This window comes from Paenibacillus paeoniae, from assembly GCF_003388735.1.
Lineage (GTDB): Bacteria > Bacillota > Bacilli > Paenibacillales > Paenibacillaceae > Pristimantibacillus > Pristimantibacillus paeoniae.
Window position 1 is genome coordinate 37,711 of sequence record NZ_QUBQ01000009.1, and the last position, 26,199, is coordinate 63,909.

The following is a 26,199-nucleotide window of genomic DNA, read 5'->3' on the forward strand; positions in this document are numbered from 1 at the left end:
TGGAATAGGACGATGAGAACGACCTACAGGCCCGAAGCAGGTGCAACGGTTGAAATAGGACGATGAGATCAACTTAGTGGCTCACTTGAGAGTTTGTAGAAGTTCGACACGGCCGCTTTGCCTCTCGCAGAGCCTTCGACGAACGCCAGATGCTGTCAGCAGGGGGCATAGCGCTAGGCAATTGCTCAATACCTGTCGAGTGCGGCCTCTCCGAAGTCGGTTTGGGCGATATTCCTATTCGAAAAAAATACTTTTCTTCCATCCTCCTCTAATCCCGACAGGTTATCGCGTCCATTCGCTAATAGATTGGAAGCGTTATCTGTCTTTTTTGTTGAAGGAGAACACACTGGCGAACAGCGTGAACAGCGACCAAAGTCAGCAGGGGCCTACGATTGACACTGACGTGACAATGACTGCGGGGGCCTGCCATTTTGTCGGAAAAAACTTTTGAGCATATTACGTTAAGTGACAAACTTCATACAGACAAGCTCCTATAATGGGAAACACAACAAACCCGGATTGGTGGTGTCAAGTAGTGAAGAAGGAAAGCGTGATGGGAATCCCGGCGCTAAAGCGAGCGGGATGGTTTCAAACAGCCGTACAGAAAGGGAAGGATATGCGTGCCGTCAAGGGGGCGGTAAGCATGCTTCTCGCCAAGAAGTGGACCATACTGCTTGTCGCTATCGCATTTTTGCTTGGACGAGCCGTCATTTTGGAGTCGCTGATGCCTTTTGCCGTCGCTTATTTTGCCGTCTTATATTTTATGAGAAGGGATATTTATGGTTGGGTGGCCATCTCCTTAGTAGCGGGAAGCTGGTTCGCTGTAGATCCTGCACCGCTATGGATCGCAATGGAGATCGCAGTATTATTTCTGCTTATGAAGGGACTTGAAGCTTACGAGAAGGCTGAGCTGTCAACCGCACCTATTCTCGTCTTTATCGCAACGCTGCTCGTTCAGATGTTCAGTGTCTTCATCGGAGATACGTTGAGCTGGTACAGCTTTATGCTTGTCGTTGTGGAAGCGGCGCTTGCGTTCGTATTGACGCTCGTATTCATTCATGCGATACCGGTGCTCACCATGACCAAGAAGTCGGCAGCGCTTAAGCATGAGGAAATTATTTGTGTCATGATCTTGCTGGCCTCAGTCATGACGGGAGCCGTAGGATGGATCGTATACGGCATGTCGGCGGAGCATGTGATGTCCCGATATATGATTCTCCTGTTCGCAATGGCCGGAGGAGCGCCGCTGGGTGCGTCTGTAGGTGTTGTCGGAGGGCTGATCTTAAGCTTGGCGGACTTCAGTGCGCTTGTACAGATGAGTATGCTGGCTTTTGCAGGGCTGCTTGCGGGATTGCTTCGGGATGGAGGGAAGATGGCGGCAGCATTTGGCCTATTGCTGGGAACCTCCATTCTATCGATCTATATTGGCACAGGGGCGGATGTGATGAGCTCCACGTGGGAATCCGTTGCAGCTGCCACACTTCTGCTGTTAACACCGCGAGGTGTCATTCGGACAATCGCCCGATATGTGCCTGGTACGAATGAGCATGTGAAGTCGCAGCATGAATATGCGAAGCGGGTACGTGAAGTGACGGCGGAGCGGGTGTCCCAATTCTCTGATGTATTCCGTCAACTCTCCCGAAGCTTCGGTCAATTGAATCAAAATGTAGCGGAGGTGAAGCGCGAGGAGGAGATCGGTCATTTCATGAATGCCGTTGCGGAGCGGAGCTGTGCTAGCTGTCATCGGCAAAAGGCTTGCTGGGATGATAAGTTCTTCCATACGTATAAAATGATGACCGATATGATGACGACCGTAGAAGAGAACCGGATTCCGGCGACTAAGGAACAGCCGCGCACTTGGGGGGCTCATTGCGTAAAATCTACGCAGGTGCTGACGGTTATGAAGCATCAATATGAGCTGCATCAGAACAACAAGCATTGGAAAAAGCAAATTTTGGATTCACGTCAATTGGTGGCAGACCAATTGCTGGGCGTATCGCAGGTCATGGAGGATTTGTCCAAGGAGATTAAGAGGGAGGGTCAGACGCTGCACTTGCAAGAAGAACAAATAAGAGAGGCGGTAGAAGGGCTGGGATTGTCCATTCAAGGTGTCGATATCGTTAACTTGGAGGAGGGGAACGTGGAGATTGAGGTATACCATTCGTTCGAAAGGGGATTTGATGAGTGTCGTAAAATTATTGCGCCGTTGCTGAGTGACATTCTTGGTGAGCATATTGCGGTGAAGCTGGAGGTGCCGCCAGCTAAGCATGGCGAGCCGACCATGGTGACGTTCGGCTCGGCAAAGCAATACGAGATAGAGACAGGAGTGGCCGGAGCGGCCAAGGGCGGAGATTTGCTATCGGGAGACAGCTTCAGTCTGGTGGAACTGGGCAATGGCAAGTTTGCAGTGGCGATTAGCGATGGAATGGGCAATGGAGAGCGGGCGCGACAGGAGAGCAGCGCAGCGCTGTCGATTTTGCAGCAGCTGCTTCAGTCTGGCATGGATGAGAAGCTGGCCGTAAAGTCGGTCAACTCCGTGCTGCTGCTTCGCTCCTCCGAGGAGATGTATGCGACGGTCGATCTCGCTATTGTCGATCTTTATACGGCGCATACGACGTTCATGAAGATCGGCTCTACTCCAAGCTTTATCAAGCGCGGCAAGGAGGTTATTCCGGTAACAGCTAATAATTTGCCGATCGGCATAATTCAGGATATTGATGTCGACTTCGTATCGATGCAATTACACCCTGGGGATACGCTTGTCATGATGAGCGATGGCATCTACGATGCCCCTGGCCATGCGGTCAATAAGGAGATGTGGATGAAGCGCATTATTAGCGAGATGGAAACAGACGATCCGCAGGAGATCGCAGATACGCTGCTGGAAACGGTCGTGCGTTATCATGATGGAGACATAGTAGACGATATGACCGTACTTGTTGCCCGTGTGGACAAGCACTTGCCGGAGTGGGCTTCCTTCCGCTGGCCCGGAGTGACGCGAATGGAGCGCCCGAGGACGGTGAGTTGACGGAGAGAGGACAAGCTGTGATTGAATCATGAGCTAGGGAGGCACGGATATTATCAGCTAGCATTAAATGCATGAAGCTAGCCCCTCTTGATAGACAACGTGAATCGTTCATCTGATAGGATGGACATGACCGTTGTTTATCAGAGGGGTTTTTATATGAGTTAAGTCACTCCGCATGTAGCAGCATTGTTCCAGACATCGAGACAGATCTGCTGGGCTTTGGAGAGGTGCGCGTATTTCATGCTTTGTTTACCGATATGGAGTCTCTATAGCCAAGCCTTAATAATCTTGAATTAGCTCTTGCATATCCGTATCTCTATAATCCCATTGACTTCGGGACTCCCTTAATTTCTGAAGGTGTTCCTCAATATTATCCGGTGTTATCTGTACCCCGAACCATGGAGGGGCATAGTCCTCGCTCCCTAACATTCGGTATACCATTAGATTTCCCGTTTCCTTGGAGAAGTGGGATAAATCATCATAGTACGTATCGTGGTTAAGCGAGCTCATCGAAATATCATGGTAACCAGAGAAATCCCAGATTGGAGCGATCGACACAAGTTGACGCTTCCAGTCTTCATAGACGGGCCATTGGTCCATCTGCCAAAATGTCTCCAAAATAATAGCGTGAATCGGGCTAATGTACAGGTAAAGCTGAATGTCCTGTTCGTTGCAGAGATCCTGAATTTTCTTAATATACTCTATGCTGTTAAGAGAAACCTCGTATTGTATGGCAATTCTTTTTAAATCGTTGACGCTTACCTCTGATCTAAGCTTAATTTCGGCATTAAAACTGCCATCATCGAGAGTACTGCTTTTGGTATACTTGTCTCTGTTTTTAACATTATCGTAAAGAACATAATAGCTATCCAGCAGCGATTTTTTTGTTAGCAGTGTTGAAGCAATATCTTGAAAATAGTAGAAAGGGGAAGCAACCCTCTTCTCTGCAAAATTGACATGAGTTTTATATTCGATATCAAAAGTTTCAAAATCTAATCCGATAATAATGGTTTTCAAGTTGTTTTTGCGCTTTAACAGAGACTCCACATGTGAGAATTGAATGTATGAATTAGATGCTGATAGCCCTAAGTTATAGGTGGATTCACCTGTTATTTGTTCAATGAGTGGGGGATCCAAACGCATAGCTCTGGATGTGCCAAGCACAATCGTCTCTGGCTGGTAGTCTCTGCTATTGTAAGTCTTAACTAAATAAGGATCTCTATTACCGATTTTATGTTCATTGAAGCTTTTTCTAGTGACCGGATAGATCCCGTACGGATCAACGATGTAGCTTACGGTCGCTGAGCATACGAGTAAGAACACAATTGCACCGATTACAGTTAACGCCCATTTCTTATACACTATAGTAACCCTCGCTTAGAAATTAAAATATAAGAACTCCGACATTTTATTCATATCCATCACAGCATATAAGAAAATAAGAACAATAAAGATAGCCGTAATCAAGGTAGGCTTGAACGTGGCAGCTTTCTCTGATGTGTTCTTAAATCCTAGAATCAGAATGAATCCAAGCACGATATAGATAAGGGCCTTATCCTTCCCAGGAACATCAGATGGGCCAAAAACGATCCCTAATTGTTCGAGAGGCTGTAAGAAGGAAAATAATCGTTCGGGTAGAATGGCTCCATTAACCCCAAACATCGCTTTAATGAATGTAAGTGCCTCGTTTACGGATGATACTTTGAAAAAGACCAAAATAACATTTACATAAGCAAACGTAATACCCCAAGCGATTGCCTTCGGCAATCGAATATTGGTCTTTCTCCATAGCCGATACACGATAATCCCAATTCCAATCAGCAAGCCCCATATTATAAAATTCCAGCCTGCCCCATGCCAAATACCGCTGATTAAGAACAACAGAACCAAGGACAGACTCGTTATCCACTCTGTTTTGAGCCTAAGCGTTTTTGTCATAAATGCGCTTCTGGATAGTTTGCGGTTAACAGGGATATATACGTAATCGTATAAGAAACGGGTTAACGTAATATGCCATCTGGACATAACTTCCTGTAAGTTAGTTGCTTTATAAGGAGAGTTGAAGTTAATAGGTATCCTAATGTTAAATAACAAACCTAAGCCTACAGCCATGTCCGAGTAGCCACTGAAGTCAAAATACAATTGAAAGGTATAGGACAAAGCCACAATCCATGCATCAAAAAATGTGATGGAGTCCAAGACACCCATGCCGCTTGCCACAGTCGTAGAGAATTGATCGGCAAGGATGACTTTCTTAAATAATCCGATTGAAAATATGTAAATGCCTAATGAGATGTTCTCATAGTTAATTTGGTGGTGGGCAGGCTGCAGGAATTGAGGCATCATTTGGCGATGATGAACAATGGGTCCGGCAACAAGCTGAGGGAAAAACGTGACAAACAATGAGTAATTGATTAAACTCTGCTCCTTGACCTTGCCGTTGTAGCAGTCGATGATATAGCTGATTTGTTGAAAGGTATAGAAGCTGATCGCTAGCGGCAGAGCTATATTCATAAGAGGAAGGTTGGCTGAAAAAAGACTGTTCACATTGGACAAGATAAAATCGAGGTATTTGAAATATCCGAGCAAGCCTAAATTAAAGACAATACCAGCAAGTAGTGCTGGCCTCGACTTATGAGAGATCAGATATCTTCCAACGATATAGTTGGCTAAAATGGATAAGAGTATTAGGGGCAGGTATGCCGGGTTCCACCAGCCATAAAAAAATAATGAACAGACTACTAGCCACGGCTTGGAGTAGCGCTGGGTGGCTGTCCAAGCATTGAGCAAGAAGTAGGTTATGAATACAAAAGGCAGATATAGAAAGATGAAGTGGGGCGAGTTAAACAACATGTCCTTACGCTCCTGTAGGTAGATGCCCGGCAGTCCATGGAATGAGTGACGTACTCTATCTGTTTATTTGAACAATATAGCTATTATACGAATCCATATGATGTTTTATCAAGAAATTTATGTTAGAGTTTGTCGAATCATAGGTTAATCGAGCCTCCGTTCTAATCGTGGGGGCTTTTAATTTTGGGGAATTAGGGAGAAAGAAATAGCTATATACGGAAATACACGCAATGAATATAATTAATTTTGTTGTTCCAAAATATCTAAATTATAGAAAGAGAGGAATGATTTTTGAATCAGTTTATTATATCAACGAATACATAAAAATCTAGCCAGGAGGAAAACGAGATGAAAAAACTCAAAAAAAGTTTAGTATTTATTCTCTGCTTTTGCTTGATCCTTGGAATTGGTGTTCCAGCATCAATCTCTGCAGAAGAAAAAGAGATCATTCAAGAACAAACGCCAATGCTTCAAGATTCAGAGGGAATTATCAATGACAATAGCCCCGTCTTGGAGGCAGCTCCCACAGATGTTATAGAAAGTGCAAACGAGTATGGGGAGACGGTTCTAGGAGAAGTTGTTAATCTAAGGACTTCTAATAGCAAGCATTACTTATTGTCAGATAACACTTATATGGCAAGAGTAACGTTTACCGATCAGCACTATTTAGACGAGACAGGTACTTGGAGAAATATCGATACAAGCCTGACGGACGAAGCGGAGATTGACGCAAATGATTCCTCTATCTCGCGTGAAAGCGCGGAGACGCTAAAGTCTTTTTCGGCAAGCGCGCGGATCAGAGTGGATAAATCTGAAACTGACTTGAGAGCATTGAAAGTTCCATTCGATGTTAAACTGCCAAAACGCATCGCCAAAGGATACACCATTGGGAAAGGTTCTGAGTCGTTAACCTTTATTCCGCTTGATGCTTCGAGTGCCAGAGGAGAAGTTTTCGACAATAAAATGTTATATAGCGATGTTTGGACAAGCGCCGATGTAGAGCTGGAAGTGATAGAGAATGGTATTAAAGAAACGATCTATTTAAAAGATGAGCAAGCGCCTACTACATTCCGGTTTAAGGTAGAGGGCGATCTTGCAGGCTCCAAGACCTTTGAATTGCAGCCGGCCTGGCTGATTGATGCCAATGGCACAACTCGTGATGTGGATCAGGTCATTAACGAAGAAAACGGACAAACTTATGTAGACTTGACGGTTGACGTGTCGGAACTGGTTTATCCGATTGCAATTGATCCGACGGTTAATATTATATCTTCTCAAATGACGTACCAGAGTACATATGTAGACTCTGAATCTTCATACAAAGATAATAGTACATCCTCTTCTCTTTTAATTGGCGGAGACAGAATTCGTACTTATCAATATTTGATGCAATTTAATTTTGAAAGTGTAGGAACTATTTATCATGCTACATTGAACATGTATAGACATGGACAGAGAGTGCACAACTCCAGAATTGAACTATTAAAAATATTAGAGCCCTGGACTGCATCCCAAGTGACAAGCTTTTCAAAAGTACCCCGAATCGATCCAAATAAATTTTCTAGTAAAGAAATTAGTAAAGGATTCATCAATTGGGAAACATTTGATATAACCAGTGTCATTAAGGAATGGACAAACGGAACTTCTCCGAACTATGGTTTTTTGGCTAGGGATGCCTTTAATTACGAGACAATATCTTACGCGAATTTTAATGCTTATACTGTGTCAACCCGACCTTACTTGCAATTAGTGTATACCCAGCCCCCAACTGCGCCCACAGTAGTATCGCCAAATGGGGGAGAGGTTTGGACTGGAGAACAAACGATTACATGGCTTCCTTCAAAAGATATTTATGATTTTTTAGGTCCAAGATATTCTTATCAGCATCCTTCTGGTCAACAGCAAGTGGGACAAACATTTACCACGGGAACAACAGGGCAGGAGCTTCTGACTAAAGTAAATTTTACTATAGGTGGATTTTCAACTAGCGGGGACTTGCCTGTACATTTATATGCAACTTCGGGTGGTATACCAACGGGAGGGCCTCTTAAAACAGTTAACGTACCTGTAAATAGCATAGGCGTACATACTGCTAATTTTAATGATGTGTTATCATCCAACACAACATATGCGATTGTTTTTGGTACTGCCAATATGAAGAATTCCTTCCCGATAGAATTTACTACAAATGTATCTTTAAGAACGGTTGGTTCTATGGTTGTAAAATCAGGAACGGGAAACTATACAGAATCTCTGACAGATGATCTGAATATCTCAATCGAAACCACCAAATCGAACCTCCGCTATCATATTCAAGTTTCGACAGACGCGGGGGCAACTTGGGTTGATATTGTGGCTCTTACGGCTCCTGGAGTGACATCATATTCGTATAACTTTACGCCAGTTCCACAATCCTTTAATGCCAAAGTGCGTATTCGCTCGTACAATGGGCAGTTATACGGAGCATGGGACGAAAGCGATAATGTATTCATTATTCATCAGGTTCCTAATCAACCGACAGGCTTAACACCGGGAAGTACGAATTCTGCAACGCCTATGCTGGCGGCAAGTACTACTCCTGTTTTGAACTGGACATTCTCCCACTCAGGTACAGGAAGCTTCCAATCTCAGTATCAGGTTCGCTTGTTCAGTGGAACAACACTCCTGCATGACAGCGGCTGGGTTCAGTCATCCACGACTGCTTATACCGTTCCATCGGGTCTTCTTACAAGAAAAAGTACGTACAACTGGCAAGTAAGAGTGAAGGATAACGTCGGTACGGAATCAGCGTATTCGGCTCGCAGTTATATCAAAATAAATGGTTTACCCCTTGTTAATGTGACCTCGTATACGAATGGAGCTACTTTAACGACTAACTCTCCACAGTTTACTTGGACGTATACAGATAGCGAGGGACAAGTTCAAACCGAATACCGCATTATGGGCTCCCAAGATAATTGGCAGACTGTCGGATATGATTCAGGACCACTTGCTGGCAATGCAACTACTTTTACAACTGTACCGCTTGCGAATGGGGCTTGGAGCTTTAGAATATTAGCCAAAGACGGAATGGAATGGTCAGAGCCGGGGGTTAGAAATCTGATTCTGCCAGCATCGTTTGAGCCCAATAATACACCTGCGCAGGCATTCGCAATTAACTATAACCAAACTTATTCGACGGTCATAGATACAAGCACGGACATTGATTTCTTCAAGTATGTAGCTTCTTCCAACGGTGTAGATATCTTTACACTAAACGTACCTGTCGGAAAAAACTACGATGTGCATATATACGACAGTAATATGAACCTGTTGGCAGCAGGTATTCAAGGTGTTGGAGCTGCCGAAAACGTGCTTTATCAAGTAACGAAAGGCAACACGTATTACGTCAAGGTGTTTGGTGTAGATGGTCATTTCAGCGCGACAGCGCCGTATTCTTTCATACTGAAAAAGTTGGCCATTCAATATGAGACGGTCTACCAGTATGATGCGAATGGGAATATCACAGGCAAAACAACTACTCAAAAGAACTAAGGAGGAAGCCTCTTGAAGATATCGGTAAAACGGACGCTTATTTTTCTGTTGCTTGGCGTCCTTCTATTCCCAGATCTATCAAATACCATTCACTACTCAGTTGTTACTGCGCAGGGAGTGGATTATCGCCATGTTAATACCAAGCCTGACGAGGCGCCATTCCGAGTGGAGCTGGGGAATGAAACCATCTCTACTCTATCCGGCAGTATATCTATACAGGCCAGCGACCTGAGTCTGCCAGGGCGCAATGGTCTTGGTTTCACACTGACACGCATATACGACAGTGGCAGCTCTCAATTATTTCAAATGACAAGTGCAGGCAACACCAGCAGAACAGATCAATCAACTGAAGAGAAAATGTTCCCTATCGGCAGAGGCTGGAGCTGGGATATTTCCTATATGGAGATTAATGAAGGCGGCAAGTATCTCCACTTATCGGGTTCTGGCGTATTTAAAATTAACAAGGATAATGAATTTGTCGGTTATCCATGGAAGGACTATACGTTCGAAGAGAACAAGACTGTGACGGTAGGCAGTCTGACCTCCGCTTATGTAGTGAAATCGATTTATAAAATCAATCAGTTTTTTGATTCGCAGGGCAAGCTTATTCAGATTGCGGATTCCTATAACAATACGATTAACTTTGAGTACTCGGGTTGGAAGCTTATCTCTATTACCGACGCGATTGGCAACAAGATTAACATAACCTATGGAGATGGTTCTGTTGTATTAAGTACGGGAACCAAGACAGTTACTTATACGACAACTAAAGTGAATGGCAAAGATCTTTTGCAGAAAGTTACGGACCCTATCGGGCGTGAAACGGAGTATGAATACAGTGTAAAGCAGGCGGGATTCAGTCTAACCTCTACAGTTCCTAGTGTCTCTAACCCATATGCATTATTAACGGGTATCACGTATCTGACAGGCGCAAAGAGTGTTATTGAATACGAAAGTACCCCAACAACCCGGTTTATTGGCAAAAAGATGGTGAACCAGGTGTACCGGGTAAAGTCGAGAGAGGATCAATTCGTTCAGCAAGACGGGTCTATTTTTACAGCGAATCGTAATGATATTACATACCCTCTAAGTGACATGGGGTCCTCATATGATACCGATTATAATTTCTCGGTGGCGATGAATGACGGATTGACGGTGACGACGTACACGAATGAAAAGGACTACATTAACGAAGATTATTCACCGGTCTACTACAATAATGATCGCGTGATCACTGCAGTTCAGAATGGGGTTACCCATACTACGCGGGTGGATTATGAGTATGATCGAATTAGAAGATGGCCAGTGCCACTTAAGATTACGGAGACGACTTCCAATTCGGCAGAGTCCGCAACTAAAGTAATTCAGAACAGCATGCTATACGATTCCTATGGCAATGTTGTATCCTCCGTTGCTCCTAACGGAAGAATCACTATTAATACGTATGGCGAGACCTCACATTTGCTAGTAGGAGTCCAATCCCAGATTGATCCATCTCGATATGTGTATAACGAAATCGTCAGAGACAGTGTTCATGGGCATATTTTGACCCAGAGGGTTAGAGAAGGCAGTCCAACAGGAAGTATATTGCAAGAGGTGGTGAACAGCCGATATGACTCGTTCGGCAATGTTACCCAGCAGAAGCTGCTTCAAAGTTCAGGCGGTTACATTACGATAAACACAGAGTTCAAAGCTACTGCGCCATATAACGGAGCTTTTCCAACTAAAATAACGACTTCTGGTTATGATGTGGATCGTAAAGCTATAACGGTATCGGAAGCTTTGAATTTTCAGACTGTGGATGGGATATTGACTAGTTACACGGACGGGAAGGGCAATACAACAACCTATGAGTATGATAATCTCAACCGGGCAATCAAGGTCATTAATCCCGACTCAAGCGAACGGACAATTAGATATCGGGATAAGCAGAACCAGATTGAGATGACCGATGAGATGGGTATTAAGGCGTTAACAAAATGGAATCCACTCGGTTGGATGACAGAGACGGGAATCATTGAGTATCACGTTTTCAAGCCCAAAGGCAAATATCGCTATGACGCTTATGGCCGTGCAACACAAACGGAGGATGCTTTAGGCAATCTAATAAATTACGGGTATGACCAATGGAGCCGGCAAAATAAAATTGTATTTCCAGACTCCACTATTTCTCGAGTTGTTTTTGATGATATTGGCAACATCAAAACAACGACTGATAGCGAGGGCAATCAACTAAAGGAATACTACGATATTTTGGGTAATGTAGTAAAAAAAGAAGAAGTTACAAGCACGGGTACGGTAACTATCTTGGGTACCTACACTTATGATCTTGCCGAAAATGTATTACTGGCAAAGGATAGTACACAGAACACGACGAAATATTCTTATGATGTCCTGAGCAGACTCACCAGCGTTACCAACGCCTTAAACGAAACAACAGCCTACCAGTACAACATGCAGAGTAGCATGACCCAGATGATCTACCCTGACGGGAAAAGTCTGCGTAAGGAGTATGACGAATGGGGACGTCTCATCAAGTCGATTGATGCCAAGAATCAGATAGAAACGTTCTACTATGATGCCAATGACAATATAACTGGCTCAGTGGATCGGAAAGGAAATCGCTTCAAGTATACCTTTAACAGCCGTGACCTGCTGTTATCCTTCGAGCTGGTAAATGCACAGGGTAATTCGCTTCCGACTAATGAGAAGGTTTCCTATCGATATGACTCGGCAGGCAAGCGTACACAGATGAGCGACGTAACAGGAACAACATCTTACACGTACAACCCTAATAACGCACAACTGGTAGAAGTTCAATTTCCAGACGCCAAGACGATAAAGTACGATTATGATGCGAATGACAATCGTGCCGCAATGAAAGATCCTTTCGGGTTTAACACGTATTACCGCTACAATGCGAATAATCAGCTAGAGGTTGTTTCCTCCTCACTGAACTTTAATCGCGATTATGTAGCCAAGTATCAATACTATTCGAATGGCTTGTTAAAGCAAACCACGCAAGGGAACGGAGTCGTAACAGATGTAGCTTACAATGGACTCCGCATGCAGGAATTGCAGCATAAGAAGAGCGATGGAAGCATTATTAATGCGTATTCCTATAGCTATGATCCGAATGGCAATATTAACTCACGCACAACGAACGGCATTACAGATGTGTTTCAATATGATGCGTTAAATCGGATATCGACTTCTTCTCAATTTAATGAAAGCTACCAGTATGACAGTCGTGGCAACCGCAGTGATATGTCTACTAGTGAACCTTTTGACAGCGCAGCATCTGACCTGTCCTACGATACCCGCAATCGTCTCACTCAGGTGACGACTATAGATGGTAAAATCGTTTCGTATACGTATAATGGCGACGGTCTGTTGTGGGAACGAAGTGAAGGGGGCAAGACTACCCGTTACTACTGGGATGATGATCAGATTATAGCGGAAGCTGTAATAACTGGCGGTGTAGCTAAGTTCCATGCTCGTTACATTAGAGGCGAAGAGCTCGAAGCGAGAGAAGACGCTCAAGGCAAAGCCTATTATCTTAAGAATGGTCATGGCGATGTCGTTGAGTTAAGGGATTCTTCAGGTAGCTTGAGACTGAATCAATATAACTATAATATTTTTGGTAATATGACTCTTCAGAATGAGCTTATTGCCCAGCCTTTTAAATATTCGGGCGAAATGACAGAATCAACAACTGAACTGCAATATCTTCGAGCTAGATGGTATGACCCGTCTATTGGCAGGTTTGTTGGGGAGGATACGTATGAGGGAGAGGCAAAAGATCCATTAACTTTGAATTTGTATACGTATGTTATTAATAACCCCCTCAAATATATTGATCCTAGCGGAAATAAACACTTGCAAAAAGGTACAGTTGGAGGTGCTGGTGGCCATCGTATTGTACCTGTAACCAAAAACAACAATTCAAAACCATCTGCGGGTATAAGTGTAAAACAAGTTCCGCATTCGACTTCTCATAATTCTAGTGATTCTTTAAGACAAGAGTTAGTTGGTGTTAAAAGGTCTAGCGCTAAAGAGACAGGTAAACTTGGAAAAAGCGAACATGCAGTATTGAGAGGTAGCGAGGGAAGACCTGTTGGATCAGCAGTTAATGATGTTCAAAAAGCAAGGCAGGCTGATATACTTATACAAAATGATGGAAGATGGGTTATTAAAGGAGATAATGGAAGAATTCATATTGTTGAACGTGATGGAAGCCAAGTTGTAACTTCATTTAAAAATCCAAGTAAAAATACTGATATGCGGATTCAAGATGGAAGATGGACGAGACCTTCAGAAGCTGAACTTCAACAATTTAAAGAGATATTCTCCAATTATGTGAGGTGGTAAAATGGAATTATTAAAACAAGAGGAAATAGCTAGTGTTACTTTGTTTGATCTTAAATTATCTGAGGGCGAATTGATGGTTTATGAAAATTGTATTGAGTTTGTATTAAACAATTGTTCTGAGGAGTATCTATACAAACTCACCGGATGTGAAAATCGAGAGGAATTAGCTTCTTATCAGCAGGATTTAAATAATTTGATTAAAACCATCATCAACAAAAAATATTTACCGGAAAAATATAAAGATTGAATCAATAAAACCTTGATTGGCTTCGTGCCGCTCAAGGTTTTTTTCTTTGGACGGGTGACCTGGTACCTAATGGAGGGAAGAGACGTCATCATGACCATTGAGTTGTTGTCGGAGCAGTACCTGCAAGTATCGCTGACGATTGGACAGAATGTAGACGCACTGCCGGAAAGGTGGCTGAGGAGATCATAGGCAAGCTGGCCGACCGGCTTGCAGGGGTTCGTGGTATCGAGAGGGAAAGCGAACATGTAGAGGGCTACCGTATTCAAGCGATTGACGGTCATGATCGACTGAAGGCCATGGGGAGAGAAGTACATAGACTCTGGAGCAGTTCAAGATGCTGTCAGAGGAGCAATTTGTGCAATTAGTTTAAATGGTTACTTATGAGTTGAAAAAAGTTACTTTTGCTGAGACACAATATGAACAACTATTGATACTTTTATCCAATGGTATTTAGGTTGGTTTTTTAATGTGTGGTTCAGTTCAAAGGTATATGTTATTTTAACTATTTGGATCCTCATCATCTTCAACGGATACAATCAATTGATCTACAGTAATATCTAATGCCGCACATATTTGTTCCAGTGTGCGAATATAGACTCTGTCAACAGAATCAGAACAGAGATGGCTAATGGTAGCGGGTCGCATATTCATTTTAAGGGAGAGTTGGCGTTGACTAATACCTCTCTCTTCAAGGATCTCTTTTAAGCGGATTTTGATTTTCAAGATAAGTTCCTCCACCAATGAAAAGATTACGTTTAACAGTACGCATCTGAAAGTAATATATCATAAGCGTTAAAGAATATCATTGAAACTTACGCTTAAAAGTAATACAATAATTTACATACTCTAAAGAGTAATACTCATAAAGGTAATTTGATATTTCTTATCGCAATTAAGAGGAGGAGTTACTATGAGACAAGACCTAATGAACAGGACATCGATATGCAGTCAAGTTAATGAAAAGTCCCCTTTTTCATATCATCAGGGTGAAGATGTTGATTTTATGGAGCAGGGAGGGGGTTATCATAAAAAGACTTTGATAGCTACTTCGCTCCTTAAAATCAACTAAATTGGTGGCGCCCATGACCAAACCAATGGACACCTATAATCGCTACGTCGAGCAGGAGGATACGTTATATCAGCAACTGGAGACGTTGGAGCAATGCCAGGTTGCGGTGTTTGACCATATCTTTCGTTATGGCGAGCGCTTCAATAAAGACATGGTCGAGGAATTGCTGCGGAGCGTTCATCAGATGGAAGTGAACGTACGGCTGGAATTGTTGCATTTGCGCCTGAAGAAGGCATTCCTGGCCTATGACATGAAACATAACTAACCGCACAACGGAATCACTCTTACACTCTCCATCAAAAGAAAGGCTACCCCAACAGGCCCAACGACCCGCTAGAATAGCCTACTGCTTTCTTATAGCACTAATGTCTCATCTTCTTGAAGCACAGCCTGCTCCTCCCGAACAAGCCGAATAAACTCTCGCATGAAGCCCGGCAGGTCCGGCCAAGCGTGTCCGCTGACCAGCTTGCGGTCGGCATGCAGCGTGTCCGTCGTGTACGTGGCACCCAGCCGCTCAACATCCGGCTTCACAGCATTGTAGCATGTCATCGTGCGGCCTTCGAAATAGCTCGTATCTTTCAAAGCCATGAACACCAGAGCGCCATGGCAGATGACGCCGATCGGTTTATCCTCACTTAAGAAATGCTCAACGATGCGAGGCAGCTCAGGGTGGTTGCGTATATATTCCGGTGCGCGGCCTCCGGGAATGACAAGGCCGATATATTCCGACGGATCGATATCCGCGAAGGAGGCATGGGACGGCAGCAGATGAGCCGGCTTCTCGGTGTAAGTCTCCCAGCCCTCGATAAAGTCATGAACGACGGTATTCAGCACCTTTTTCTCCGGAGACGCAATAACGGCATCATAGCCTTCCTCTAGCAGGCGGTAGTAGGGATAAAAAATTTCCAATACCTCGGTTCCGTCACCCGTAATCAGTAGTACCTTGCTCGACATACGTTCACTCCTTCAAGGAATTTTTTGGCATACAACCCTATTATCTCTCGGTGCATCCTGACTGTAAATCTATCCGAAGTCACCGTGTCTCTCTTCCCAATGAGGTTCGAATGCTGTCACATTGGTGCGATGGCAACGTCTCGGGGGATGGGCTATACTAGAATGAACCTTACCTTGGAGCGGCGAGAAGCCGATAATATCGGTAAGGATTAGGAAATGATAGGCAACAGGCGTTTATCTCTCTCAAAAAGGGCAAAGCTGATAGAAAAGGCTTTTGATCTTGCTTATGTGGAGGGATAACGATGATGAGGCAAATTTTGCTTATAACGGACGGTTGCTCCAATGTGGGACTAAGTCCCATAGTTGCGGCGGCTCATGCCAAGTCGGAAGGCATTCATGTCAATGTGGTCGGTGTGCTGGATCATGGAGATGTAGGCGAATTGGGTGCGACGGAGATTGAGGAGATCGCGCGTGCCGGCGGAGGACTCAGCCGTATGGTGAACACCCGGCAATTGTCCCAGACGGTTCAGATGATGACGAGGAAGACCGTGGTGCAGACGATTCAGCTGGCGGTACAGAAGGAGCTGCAGCAGGTGCTGGGCAACGGCTCCATCGAGGCGCTGCCTCCTGAGAAGCGCGGCGAAGTGGTCCGCGTGATCGATGAGCTTGGCGAGTCATCAGGGCTGAGAGTGGCGCTTCTGATCGACGCCAGCGCCAGTATGAAGCCGAAAATGGCTGCTGTTGAAGAAGCGATTCACGATTTGATGCTTAGCTTGCAGGCCAGACAGGGTAAGAGTGAAATAGCGGTGTTCCATTTTCCGGGCTCGCGTCATGGTGATGACTGTATGATGGATTTGGCTTGGACCGACCATCTGAATGGCGTGCATTCCATTTTCCCCAAGCTCCAGATGGGTGGAACAACGCCGACGGGGCCTGCGATTATGCAGGCAGTCGACTATTACAGGCAAGGCGAAGCGGGTGACTACGGCCGCAGAGGCAGACATGAAACGGATGGGATGATGGGTGACTACGTCGTTTAAGCTTGAACTGCGGCGCGGAAGTGTCGTAGTTGGCAAGTGGAAGCAGGGCAAGTACCGTGTAGAACGGCTGCTGGGGGAAGGGGCCAACGGGAAAGTCTATCTGGTACAGAAGGATAGGGATTGGTACGCGCTCAAGGTGGGAGCAGACGCTGTTGACCTGCAATCCGAGGTGAACGTGCTGAAGTCGCTGGCGAAGCAGAAGGGGCAGGGGATGGAGCCGTTCCTGTTCGACGTGGATGATCTGTACGGTCCTGCCGGGAGGGAATATCCGTTCTATGTGATGAGATATGTGCGAGGGACGACGCTTGCCAGCTACTTGAAGGAGCAGGGGGCGGAATGGTTCCCTCTCGTCGGGCTGAACTTGTTGAGCAAGCTTGGCAGACTTCATCGCGCAGGGTGGGCATTTGGCGATCTGAAGGTGGAGAATGTGATGGTTGCCGATTACGGTCATGTCGAGCTCGTAGACTTCGGGGGCGTGACGGCCGTCGGCAAAAGTATTCGTCAGTTCACAGAGATCTATGATCGCGGATACTGGAACAGCGGCTCGCGCTCGGCTGATCCGAAGTATGATCTCTTCTCTTACAGCGTATTATGCATTCAACTGCATGAGCCGAGGCGACTGCACCAGCTTACGAAGGAACTGCTGCCGCAGAACCGGTCCACGGTGGAGCTGATGGCCATTGCTGAAGCTTCCCCGGCGCTTAAGCCGGTGACGGGCTGGCTGCGTCAGGCGCTGCATGGCGAATTCAGGGACGCGGACGAGGGCGCGGCTGCATGGCGGTTGCTCATGCATCGGAAGGACACGCGCAGATCCTCCTCTATGCCCGGCTGGCTGAAGGGAATGGTTGCGACATCAGGCGTTCTGCTCGCAGCATCCATCTTCGTCTGGCTGCTTCGCAACGTATGGATGTAGCAGAGGAGGGCAAGGGACAATGAATGAACCGCTTCAGACGGTGTTGGCTAAGGAAGCGGCTGCCCACAATATGTGGGAGAAGGACGACACGATTCTGGTCGCCGTGTCGGGAGGACCCGATTCGATGGCCCTGCTTCATATGCTCCATGGTTTGTCTCAGGAACAGGGCATTAAGCTGGTAGCTGCTCATGTGAATCATGGTTTTAGGGTCCAAGAGTCTGCATACGAAATGGAGACGGTGCAGTCGTTCGCAGACAGTCTGGGGGTGCCATGCGAGTCGGTCGTCTTGGATATGCCTACTTATATAGAAGAAAACCGATTGAATCTGCAGGCCGCAGCAAGAGAAAAGAGGTACGAGTATCTGCACCGAATAGCGGTTCAGTACGGTGCATCGCGCATTGCGCTCGCTCATCATGCCGATGATCAGGCCGAGACTGTGCTGATGCGGCTGATTCGGGGAGCCGGGTTGTCGGGGCTTTCAGGCATGAGCAGCGTTAGACGCGAAAAAAATATGCAACTCATACGTCCCCTGCTTCGTATGAACAAGTCAGACCTTCTGCGTTATTGCGAGGAGCATGAGATTCCGTACTGCGTTGACAGCAGTAATCTGGCCCGGTATTACTTCCGTAATACGGTACGTCTGGATGTCATTCCTTATTTGATGCAGTTCAATCCTCAGCTTCCTCAATCTCTCCAAAGACTGGCTGAAGTAGCCGGAGCGGAGGATGAGTGGATGGAGCAGCAGGCGGCGGAATGGTTCGACCGTATCGTGCGCTGCAGTGAAGGCGAATGCCAAGTGGAATGCCGGGAGCTGTCCGGTCTGCACGTCGCTTTACAAAGAAGATTGATTAAACTAATATTAAATTATCTATCTCGGGACTCGGAAAACATAACCTATGGCGCCGTTGAGACTATGCGGCTGGCAGCATCTACACATGCACCAGCTACTTGGCGGATGGACGTCGCAGGCGGGATCCGATGCTTGCGCGAATACGGTGTGATGAGATGGGTACATATGATTGCAGAGTCACCTACGGCCAGTCACTACAATTACGTCATTGAAGAGCAAAGCGAAGGACGAATTGAAGCGTCGCCAAGCGGATGGAGCTTCCGATTGGATTGGTTGGCAGCTGCGGCCGCGAAGCCGTCATCCCGCATGGAAGCGTATTTCGATGTGGACGGACTCATCTTTCCGCTGCATGTGCGCAACCGCATGCCGGGAGACAGGATTCATGTTTTAGGATTAAATGGCTCGAAAAAAGTGCAAGATATGTTCGTTGACGAGAAGGTACCACCCTCCCGTAGAGAGCTGTATCCGCTGCTGTGCGACGGGGAAGGCAAGTTGCTGTGGATTCCCGGCATTCGCCGTTCCACACATGCCCTTGCAGGGAGCGGAAGCGCGCGAGTCTTGCGTATTACGGCGCTCAACGAATAAGGAACAAGGGAATACACATAAACATAGGTAAAGCGTAGGAGGATTTCGACTTGCAGAACGACATTAAAGAAGTGTTATACAGCGAAGAGCAGATTGGTGCCAAGGTAAGGGAATTGGGGGCTAAGCTCAGCGCTGATTATGAAGGGCGGAATCCGCTCGTTATTTGCGTCCTCAAAGGCGCGTTTATTTTTATGTCCGATCTGGTGAAAACTATTACCGTTCCGCTTGAGATCGACTTTATGGCCGTCTCCAGCTACGGGGCTTCCACCAAATCATCCGGCGTCGTCAAGATTATTAAGGATCTGGACGTGTCGGTGGAAGGACGCGATGTCCTCATCGTCGAAGATATTATCGACAGCGGCCTGACACTCAGCTATCTGATTGACGTATTGGAGCGCAGAGGCTCGAATTCCGTGACTGTCGTCACGCTGTTCGACAAGCCTGCACGCCGTACGGTTAGTCTGGAGCCGCATTACAAAGGCTTTACGCTGCCTGACGAATTTGTCGTCGGCTATGGCCTGGACTATGCGGAGCAATATCGCAACCTTCCTTATATCGGCATTTTGAAACCACAGGTTTACGAAAAGTAAGCGCGCTGGAACCGTACATGTCCACCCTCCGTTAGCCTCTATTGTGATGGAAAGTCATGCTATGGTAAAATATCTAAAGCGTCTGAGAGGAGGTAGGGGATGAATCGGATCATCCGAAATACTGGTTTTTATTTGATCATCTTTTTGGTTACCGTTGGTGTTTTTCAATATATTAGCGGTCAAGGGGATTCCACCAAGCCGCTGAGATACGATGAATTCCGCCAAGTTGTAGAAGCGGGGAATGTAGCATCGATTACCGCGAAGTACGATAAGGAATCGTATTACATTACGGGTAAATATAAGATCAGGCCTGAGGGTGCGGACAGTGATAACTTCACGTCCCGAATGAACACCTATGCGGCCCAGCAGAACTTGGATGCCTGGCAGAAGCAATACGGCTTTGAATATAAGGCCGAGCCGATGGATACCCCAAGCTTCTGGGTGACGTTCTTAACGTCAATTATTCCGTTCATTCTGCTCATCGTACTGTTCTTCTTCCTGATGAATCAGTCTCAAGGCGGCGGCGGCAAAGTGATGAACTTCGGCAAGAGCCGTGCCCGTCTGTACAATGAAGAGAAGAAGCGCATCACGTTCGAGGACGTGGCAGGGGCGGACGAAGAGAAGCAGGAGCTTGTAGAGGTCGTCGACTTCCTGAAGGATCCTCGCAAGTTTAATCTCGTCGGAGCACGTATTCCGAAAGGCGTATTGCTCGTAGGTCCTCCAGGTACAGGTAAGACATTGCTAGCCCGTGCAGTTGCGGGTGAGGCGGGTGTTCCGTTCTTCAGCATCTCGGGCTCTGATTTCGTGGAGATGTTCGTCGGTGTCGGCGCATCCCGCGTACGTGACTTGTTCGAGAACGCGAAGAAGAACGCGCCATGTATTATCTTCATTGACGAGATCGACGCAGTCGGCCGTCAGCGCGGCGCCGGACTCGGCGGCGGGCATGACGAGCGCGAGCAGACGCTCAACCAATTGCTGGTTGAGATGGACGGCTTCGGAGCGAACGAAGGTATTATCATTATCGCAGCGACGAACCGTGCTGACATTCTAGATCCAGCGCTTCTGCGTCCGGGCCGCTTTGACCGTCAGATTACGGTTGACCGTCCAGACGTGAAAGGCCGCGAAGCGGTACTGAAAGTTCATTCGCGCAACAAGCCGTTTACCGACGATGTGAAGCTGGACGTAATCGCGAAGCGTACAACTGGCTTCAGCGGTGCAGACCTTGAGAACTTGCTGAATGAAGCGGCGCTTCTTGCGGCTCGACGCAACAAAAAAGAAATCAACATGGTGGATATCGACGATGCGATTGACCGCGTCATTGTCGGCACGGAGAAGAAGAGCCGTGTCATCAGCGACCGCGAGAAGCGTATCGTAGCCTACCACGAAGCGGGCCATACGGTTGCAGGCTTCTTCCTGGAACATGCCGACCTGGTGCACAAGGTAACAATCATCCCGCGGGGACGCGCAGGCGGATATGTCATCATGCTGCCGAAGGAAGACCGCATGCTGGTCACGAAGCAAGAGCTGCTTGATAAAGTAACGGGACTATTAGCCGGCCGCGTAGCGGAGGAAGTATTCATCGGCGAGATTGGTACTGGCGCATACAGCGACTTTAAATCGGCAACAGGCATCGTGCGCAGCATGATAATGGAATACGGCATGAGCGATAAGCTTGGTCCGATGCAGTTCGGTAATTCCCAAGGGCAAGTGTTCTTGGGCCGCGATCTGGGCCATGAACAGAACTACTCTGACTCCATTGCATACGAGATCGATCAAGAGATGCAGAACATTATCAATGCTTGCTATGACAGAGCGAAGAAGCTTCTGACAGAGAAGAGCAAAGAGATGCATCTGATCGCTCAGACGTTGCTTTCGGAAGAGACGCTTGAGATGGATCAAATCAAATCCTTGATCGAAGAAGGCGTGTTGAACGCAAAAGGCGATTCGTCATCTGGCGAAGGCTCCTCTTCGGCAGAGGTAACTACTGCTGAACCGATCATCGATGAGATTGGCGACGTTAAGGTTCGCATCCAGCCTCGTGACGAGGCGGAAGTGAAGGACGAGACGCCACCTGCCGATACCGGCAATAGTTCAGACGATCCTGATAAAAAATAGTGCCTTAATCGTCCCGTCGCTCCACTATGGAGCTGCGGGACGTTTCCTTTGTAGATGGACATGAGTATTCATGCAATTTATTACATAAACATGCAGTCGCGGTGTTAATGTATCTAACACAATTTGATTGACGTAAATTTTTTTGCAATTATAATGAAATAATAGCGATAAGAAACAGCAATACTGTAAAAGGTAATGCTGTGCTTGTTGTCATGTTCAAAAAACAAAATGATTAAGGGGAGAATTGCAGCATGAAAAAAACATTTAGCTTTATGCTTATGCTGGTTGTAGCACTCTCGCTTGTGTTGTCTGCTTGCGGACAAGACAAAAACGGCGGGAAAAATGAAGGCGGAACCAAAGTCGAGTCTGACGGAAGCGGCAAAGACTTTAAAATTGGCATGGTAACCGACGTGGGCGGAGTTAACGATAAATCGTTCAACCAAAGCGCTTGGGAAGCTTTGCAACAGCTGAAAGCATCCACTGGCGCTGAAACGAAATTCCTAGAAAGTAAAGGCGAAGCTGACATGGAGCCGAACCTGAACAACTTCGTACGCGAAGGCTATAGCCTTACTTGGGGTATCGGCATGCTGTTCGAAGATGCAATGAAAAAGGTAGCGTCCGAGAATCCTGATGCTAAACTGGGTCTCATTGACGCAGTGGTAGACGCTCCGAACGTAGTATCCGTTACATTCGCTGAGGAAGAAGGTTCCTTCCTGGTTGGCGTTGTAGCAGGTCTGGTTACAAAATCCAACAACATCGGCTTTGTAGGCGGTATGGAAATTCCGGTTATTACTCGTTTTGCAAAAGGCTTCGAAGCGGGTATTAAAGCTGTAAATCCAGATGCAAAGGTAACGATTACGTATTCCGGTGCTTTCGATAAGCCTGACCTTGGCAAGAGCATCGCAGCAACTATGTACAACGGTGGTGCGGACATTATCTTCCACGCTTCCGGCGGTACGGGCAATGGCGTATTCAACGAGGCGATCGAGCGTAAGAAGAACGGCAAAGAAGTATGGGTTATCGGCGTAGATAAAGACCAATCGCTGGAATTCGGCGACGAAGTGACGCTGACATCCATGATGAAAGGCGTTGAAGCTGCGGTAACGAAAGTATCCAAAGACCTGATCGACGGCAATTGGCACGGCGGCTCGCATGAAGTACTTGGCCTTAAGGACAATGCAGTAGGTCTTCCTGAGACTTCCACGAAAAACGTTCCTGAGGACGTATTGAAAAAAGTTGAAGAATTCAAAGCAAAAATCATTAGCGGTGAAATTACAGTTCCGGGTGAATAAGTTCGGATCATTGGTATTACGATAAAGCTTGGCAAGGGTCACAGTGACAAGACCGGCATGAGCCGGTCTTGTCCTGTTTCTCTGCTCGTTAAGAAGGAAGATCATTATGTGGATCCCGGGAGATGATGAATGCATGGATCAGAGCGGGGCAGTCGTAGAGTTAAAGGGTATAACCAAAAGATTTCCTGGCTTGGTTGCGAATGATTCCATTAACTTTGAGCTGAAAAAAGGTGAGGTTCACGCTTTGCTCGGTGAGAATGGCGCAGGCAAGTCTACGCTTATGAATATCTTGTTCGGTCTTTATCAGCCGGATGAGGGAGAAATATGGATTAATGGCGAGCAGACTGTCATTGATGGTGCCTCCAAGGCTATTGAGCTTGGCATCGGCATGGTGCATCAACACTTCAAGCTCGTACAGCCGTTCACGGTCACTGAGAACATTGTTCTTGGCAACGAGCCGAAGAAGGGGCTTAAGATTGATTATAAGCTCGCGAACGAGAAGGTTAAGACGATCTCGGAGCGCTATGGTTTGAAAGTAGATCCGCAGATGCGGGTTCAAGATATTACGGTAGGTATGCAACAGCGGGTTGAAATTTTGAAAACGTTATATCGAGGCGCGGAGATTGTTATTTTTGACGAGCCAACCGCTGTACTTACCGTACAGGAAATTGAGGAATTAATCGAAATCATTCGTAACCTCGCTGCCGAAGGAAAATCCATTATTATTATTACGCATAAGCTCAAAGAAGTTATGGCTCTTGCGAATACGGTAACGGTGATTCGTAGAGGCAAGGTTATCCGTACAGTCAGCACAAGTGAGACGAGTGAGCGTCAATTGGCAGAGCTAATGGTTGGACGAGATGTTAACTTCCAGGTCGAGAAGACGAAGCGCCCGCCAGGCGATATCGTTCTGTCCGTTGAGGGGCTTCAAATGAAGGGCGATCAAGGTAAGATGGTGCTGGATGGCACCAGCTTCAAGGTTCGCTCCGGTGAAATCTTCGGCATTGCAGGTGTAGACGGCAACGGCCAGAGCGAGCTGATCTATGCCATTACGGGTATGCGCAAGGTGCAAGACGGCCAAGTGAGTCTTAATGGCAATGATATTACGAACGATACGCCTCGGAAGATCTCGACTGCAGGCGTCGGTCATATTCCCGAAGATCGACATAAACATGGACTAGTACTTGATTTCAAACTGAGCGAAAACATGATTCTGAACACGTATTTCAAGCCGGAATACGGGAAGTCAGGGTTGATTGATGAGAAGGCGATGGACAGCGTAACGACCAGACTGGTCGAAGAATTCGATGTTCGTACATCCGGTATTTATACCCATGCTCGGGCACTGTCCGGGGGCAATCAGCAGAAAGCGATTATTGCACGCGAGCTGAACAAGGACCCCGATCTTATTATCGCAGTCCAGCCTACAAGGGGTCTGGATATTGGCGCGATTGAATTCGTTCATAAGCGTCTTATGGATGCTCGCAATGAGGGCAAAGCTGTCCTGCTAGTCTCCTTCGAGCTGGACGAGCTGTATGCCTTGTCAGACCGGATAGAGGTTATGTATGAGGGCAAGCTTGTCGGCGAAGTCGACGCTGACCAAAGAGATGATGAACGTCTAGGCTTATTGATGGCGGGCAATACCGATCATGATGGAGAAAGGAGCTAGCGTGTATGGAAGTGATAAAAAAGATTTTTAATGAAAAAAGATCGCTGCTTGTTCCGGTTGTCTCCATTGTGCTTGGACTGCTGATCGGAGCCATAGCTATGCTTGCAGGCGGCTATAATCCGATTCTGGCGTACAGCTCGCTCTTCAATCGTGTCATCGGCAGTTCGTATCATATGGGTGAGACGATACGTGCGATTACGCCGCTGATCTTTACCGGCCTCGCGGTAGCGTTCGCATTCCGGACAGGATTGTTCAATATCGGGGTAGAGGGTCAGTTCGTTATGGGGATGACCGGCGCGACGCTAGTTGGCGTATTGCTTGATCTGCCTTGGTACATTCATGGACCGCTTGCCGTCATTACCGGTGCAATATTCGGGGGCATATGGGCAGGGATTGTCGGTTACTTGAAGGCCAAGCGAGGCGTGAATGAAGTAATCTCCTCCATCATGCTCAACTGGACGGCCTTGTATCTTGCCAACTTTATTGTATCGAAATTCCTGACCGATCCCGGTCAGCAGAAATCTAGAGCGATTCACGAATCTGCACTGATGAATATTGAATGGCTGGTGCAACTGATGGACAAGGCCAGAATTCACTGGGGCACATTCGTAGCATTGGCATGCGTCCTTATTTTCTATGTCATTCTGTGGCGTACGAAGCAAGGGTATGAGCTTCGCGCTGTTGGACATAATCCGGATGCGGCTCTCTATGCGGGCATGAACGTTAACCGAACCATTGTGAAGTCGATGATGATCAGCGGCGTATTTGCCGGTCTTGGCGGTGTGTTCGAGGTGCTTGGCGTATTCGGTAACCAGACCATTATGGCAGCATCGCCAGGCTATGGATTTGACGGTATCGCGGTTGCGCTGCTCGGCGGCAATACGCCTGTAGGCGTTCTGCTCGCATCCATTCTGTTCGGCGGATTGAGCTATGGCTCCGCTGGCATGAGCTTCGGCGCTGGCGTGCCTCAAGAAATTATACGAATTGTCATTGGTTCAGTTATTTTCTTTGTGGCGGCGCACGGCATTGTGAAGTTTATTCTTAAGCCATTTATGAGCAAGCGGGCAAAGCGGAAGGAGGCGGCGTAGT

General features: G+C 46.6%; 17 protein-coding genes. 13 read left to right on the top strand and 4 right to left on the bottom strand.

Features of this window, described 5'->3' with window-relative positions; translation table 11 throughout:
- Positions 1–553 precede the first annotated feature (553 nt).
- Entirely contained in the window at positions 554–3,028 is a 2,475-nt protein-coding gene (gene spoIIE / locus DX130_RS25295; RefSeq protein WP_116050104.1) for a stage II sporulation protein E, read from the top strand.
- Between the two features lie 279 nt (positions 3,029–3,307).
- On the opposite strand, the gene DX130_RS25300 is transcribed toward spoIIE, so the two are convergent.
- Together DX130_RS25300 and DX130_RS25305 are read right to left on the bottom strand one after the other, a co-directional pair.
- On the bottom strand, positions 3,308–4,390 hold the full coding sequence (locus DX130_RS25300; protein WP_116050106.1) for a hypothetical protein: 1,083 nt from the start codon (positions 4,388–4,390) through the stop codon (positions 3,308–3,310).
- A 15-nt stretch (positions 4,391–4,405) separates the two neighbouring features.
- A complete protein-coding gene (locus DX130_RS25305; protein WP_116050107.1) occupies positions 4,406–5,881 on the bottom strand; it encodes an MBOAT family O-acyltransferase in 1,476 nt (491 codons plus the stop codon).
- Between the two features lie 348 nt (positions 5,882–6,229).
- Here DX130_RS25305 and DX130_RS25310 point away from each other — a divergent pair, with 348 nt between their 5' ends.
- Genes DX130_RS25310 through DX130_RS25320 form a run of 3 tightly spaced genes read left to right on the top strand, consistent with a single transcriptional unit; the run spans position 6,230 to position 14,033 of the window.
- On the top strand, positions 6,230–9,415 hold the full coding sequence (locus DX130_RS25310) for a glycoside hydrolase family 78 protein (protein ID WP_116050109.1): 3,186 nt from the start codon (positions 6,230–6,232) through the stop codon (positions 9,413–9,415).
- 12 nt (positions 9,416–9,427) lie between these two features.
- Complete coding sequence (locus DX130_RS25315) at positions 9,428–13,786, top strand: RHS repeat-associated core domain-containing protein (protein ID WP_116050110.1); 4,359 nt, start codon at positions 9,428–9,430, stop codon at positions 13,784–13,786.
- A gap of 1 nt (position 13,787) precedes the next feature.
- Positions 13,788–14,033 (top strand): hypothetical protein, encoded by a 246-nt coding sequence (locus DX130_RS25320; protein WP_116050112.1) that lies wholly within the window; start codon positions 13,788–13,790, stop codon positions 14,031–14,033.
- A gap of 498 nt (positions 14,034–14,531) precedes the next feature.
- Here DX130_RS25320 and DX130_RS25325 read toward each other — a convergent pair whose 3' ends face one another.
- Positions 14,532–14,756 (bottom strand): helix-turn-helix domain-containing protein, encoded by a 225-nt coding sequence (locus tag DX130_RS25325; RefSeq protein ID WP_116050114.1) that lies wholly within the window; start codon positions 14,754–14,756, stop codon positions 14,532–14,534.
- A 359-nt stretch (positions 14,757–15,115) separates the two neighbouring features.
- On the opposite strand from DX130_RS25325, the gene DX130_RS25330 reads away from it, so the two are divergent.
- Complete coding sequence (locus tag DX130_RS25330) at positions 15,116–15,367, top strand: hypothetical protein (RefSeq protein ID WP_116050115.1); 252 nt, start codon at positions 15,116–15,118, stop codon at positions 15,365–15,367.
- Positions 15,368–15,456: 89 nt separating this feature from the next.
- Here DX130_RS25330 and DX130_RS25335 read toward each other — a convergent pair whose 3' ends face one another.
- The gene (locus tag DX130_RS25335; protein WP_116050116.1) at positions 15,457–16,056 is read right to left on the bottom strand and encodes a DJ-1/PfpI family protein; all 600 of its coding nucleotides are present in this window, start codon (positions 16,054–16,056) and stop codon (positions 15,457–15,459) included.
- A 305-nt stretch (positions 16,057–16,361) separates the two neighbouring features.
- Here DX130_RS25335 and DX130_RS25340 point away from each other — a divergent pair, with 305 nt between their 5' ends.
- From DX130_RS25340 to DX130_RS25375, 8 genes are all read left to right on the top strand, one after another.
- Positions 16,362–17,096, top strand: a complete 735-nt coding sequence (locus DX130_RS25340) for a vWA domain-containing protein (RefSeq protein ID WP_116050192.1) — start codon at positions 16,362–16,364, stop codon at positions 17,094–17,096.
- Entirely contained in the window at positions 17,080–18,009 is a 930-nt protein-coding gene (locus DX130_RS25345) for a protein kinase domain-containing protein (RefSeq protein WP_116050118.1), read from the top strand. The genes DX130_RS25340 and DX130_RS25345 overlap by 17 nt, the downstream gene beginning before the upstream one ends.
- Positions 18,010–18,028: 19 nt before the next feature.
- A complete protein-coding gene (gene tilS / locus DX130_RS25350; RefSeq protein WP_116050119.1) occupies positions 18,029–19,444 on the top strand; it encodes a tRNA lysidine(34) synthetase TilS in 1,416 nt (471 codons plus the stop codon).
- 50 nt (positions 19,445–19,494) lie between these two features.
- On the top strand, positions 19,495–20,034 hold the full coding sequence (gene hpt, locus DX130_RS25355) for a hypoxanthine phosphoribosyltransferase (protein ID WP_116050121.1): 540 nt from the start codon (positions 19,495–19,497) through the stop codon (positions 20,032–20,034).
- A gap of 99 nt (positions 20,035–20,133) precedes the next feature.
- A complete protein-coding gene (ftsH, locus tag DX130_RS25360) occupies positions 20,134–22,149 on the top strand; it encodes an ATP-dependent zinc metalloprotease FtsH (protein WP_116050123.1) in 2,016 nt (671 codons plus the stop codon).
- 251 nt (positions 22,150–22,400) lie between these two features.
- The gene (locus DX130_RS25365; RefSeq protein ID WP_116050124.1) at positions 22,401–23,441 is read left to right on the top strand and encodes a BMP family lipoprotein; all 1,041 of its coding nucleotides are present in this window, start codon (positions 22,401–22,403) and stop codon (positions 23,439–23,441) included.
- A gap of 133 nt (positions 23,442–23,574) precedes the next feature.
- The gene (locus tag DX130_RS25370) at positions 23,575–25,110 is read left to right on the top strand and encodes an ABC transporter ATP-binding protein (protein WP_116050194.1); all 1,536 of its coding nucleotides are present in this window, start codon (positions 23,575–23,577) and stop codon (positions 25,108–25,110) included.
- Positions 25,111–25,115: 5 nt separating this feature from the next.
- The gene (locus DX130_RS25375) at positions 25,116–26,198 is read left to right on the top strand and encodes an ABC transporter permease (protein WP_116050126.1); all 1,083 of its coding nucleotides are present in this window, start codon (positions 25,116–25,118) and stop codon (positions 26,196–26,198) included.
- The last annotated feature ends 1 nt before the right edge of the window (position 26,199 follow it).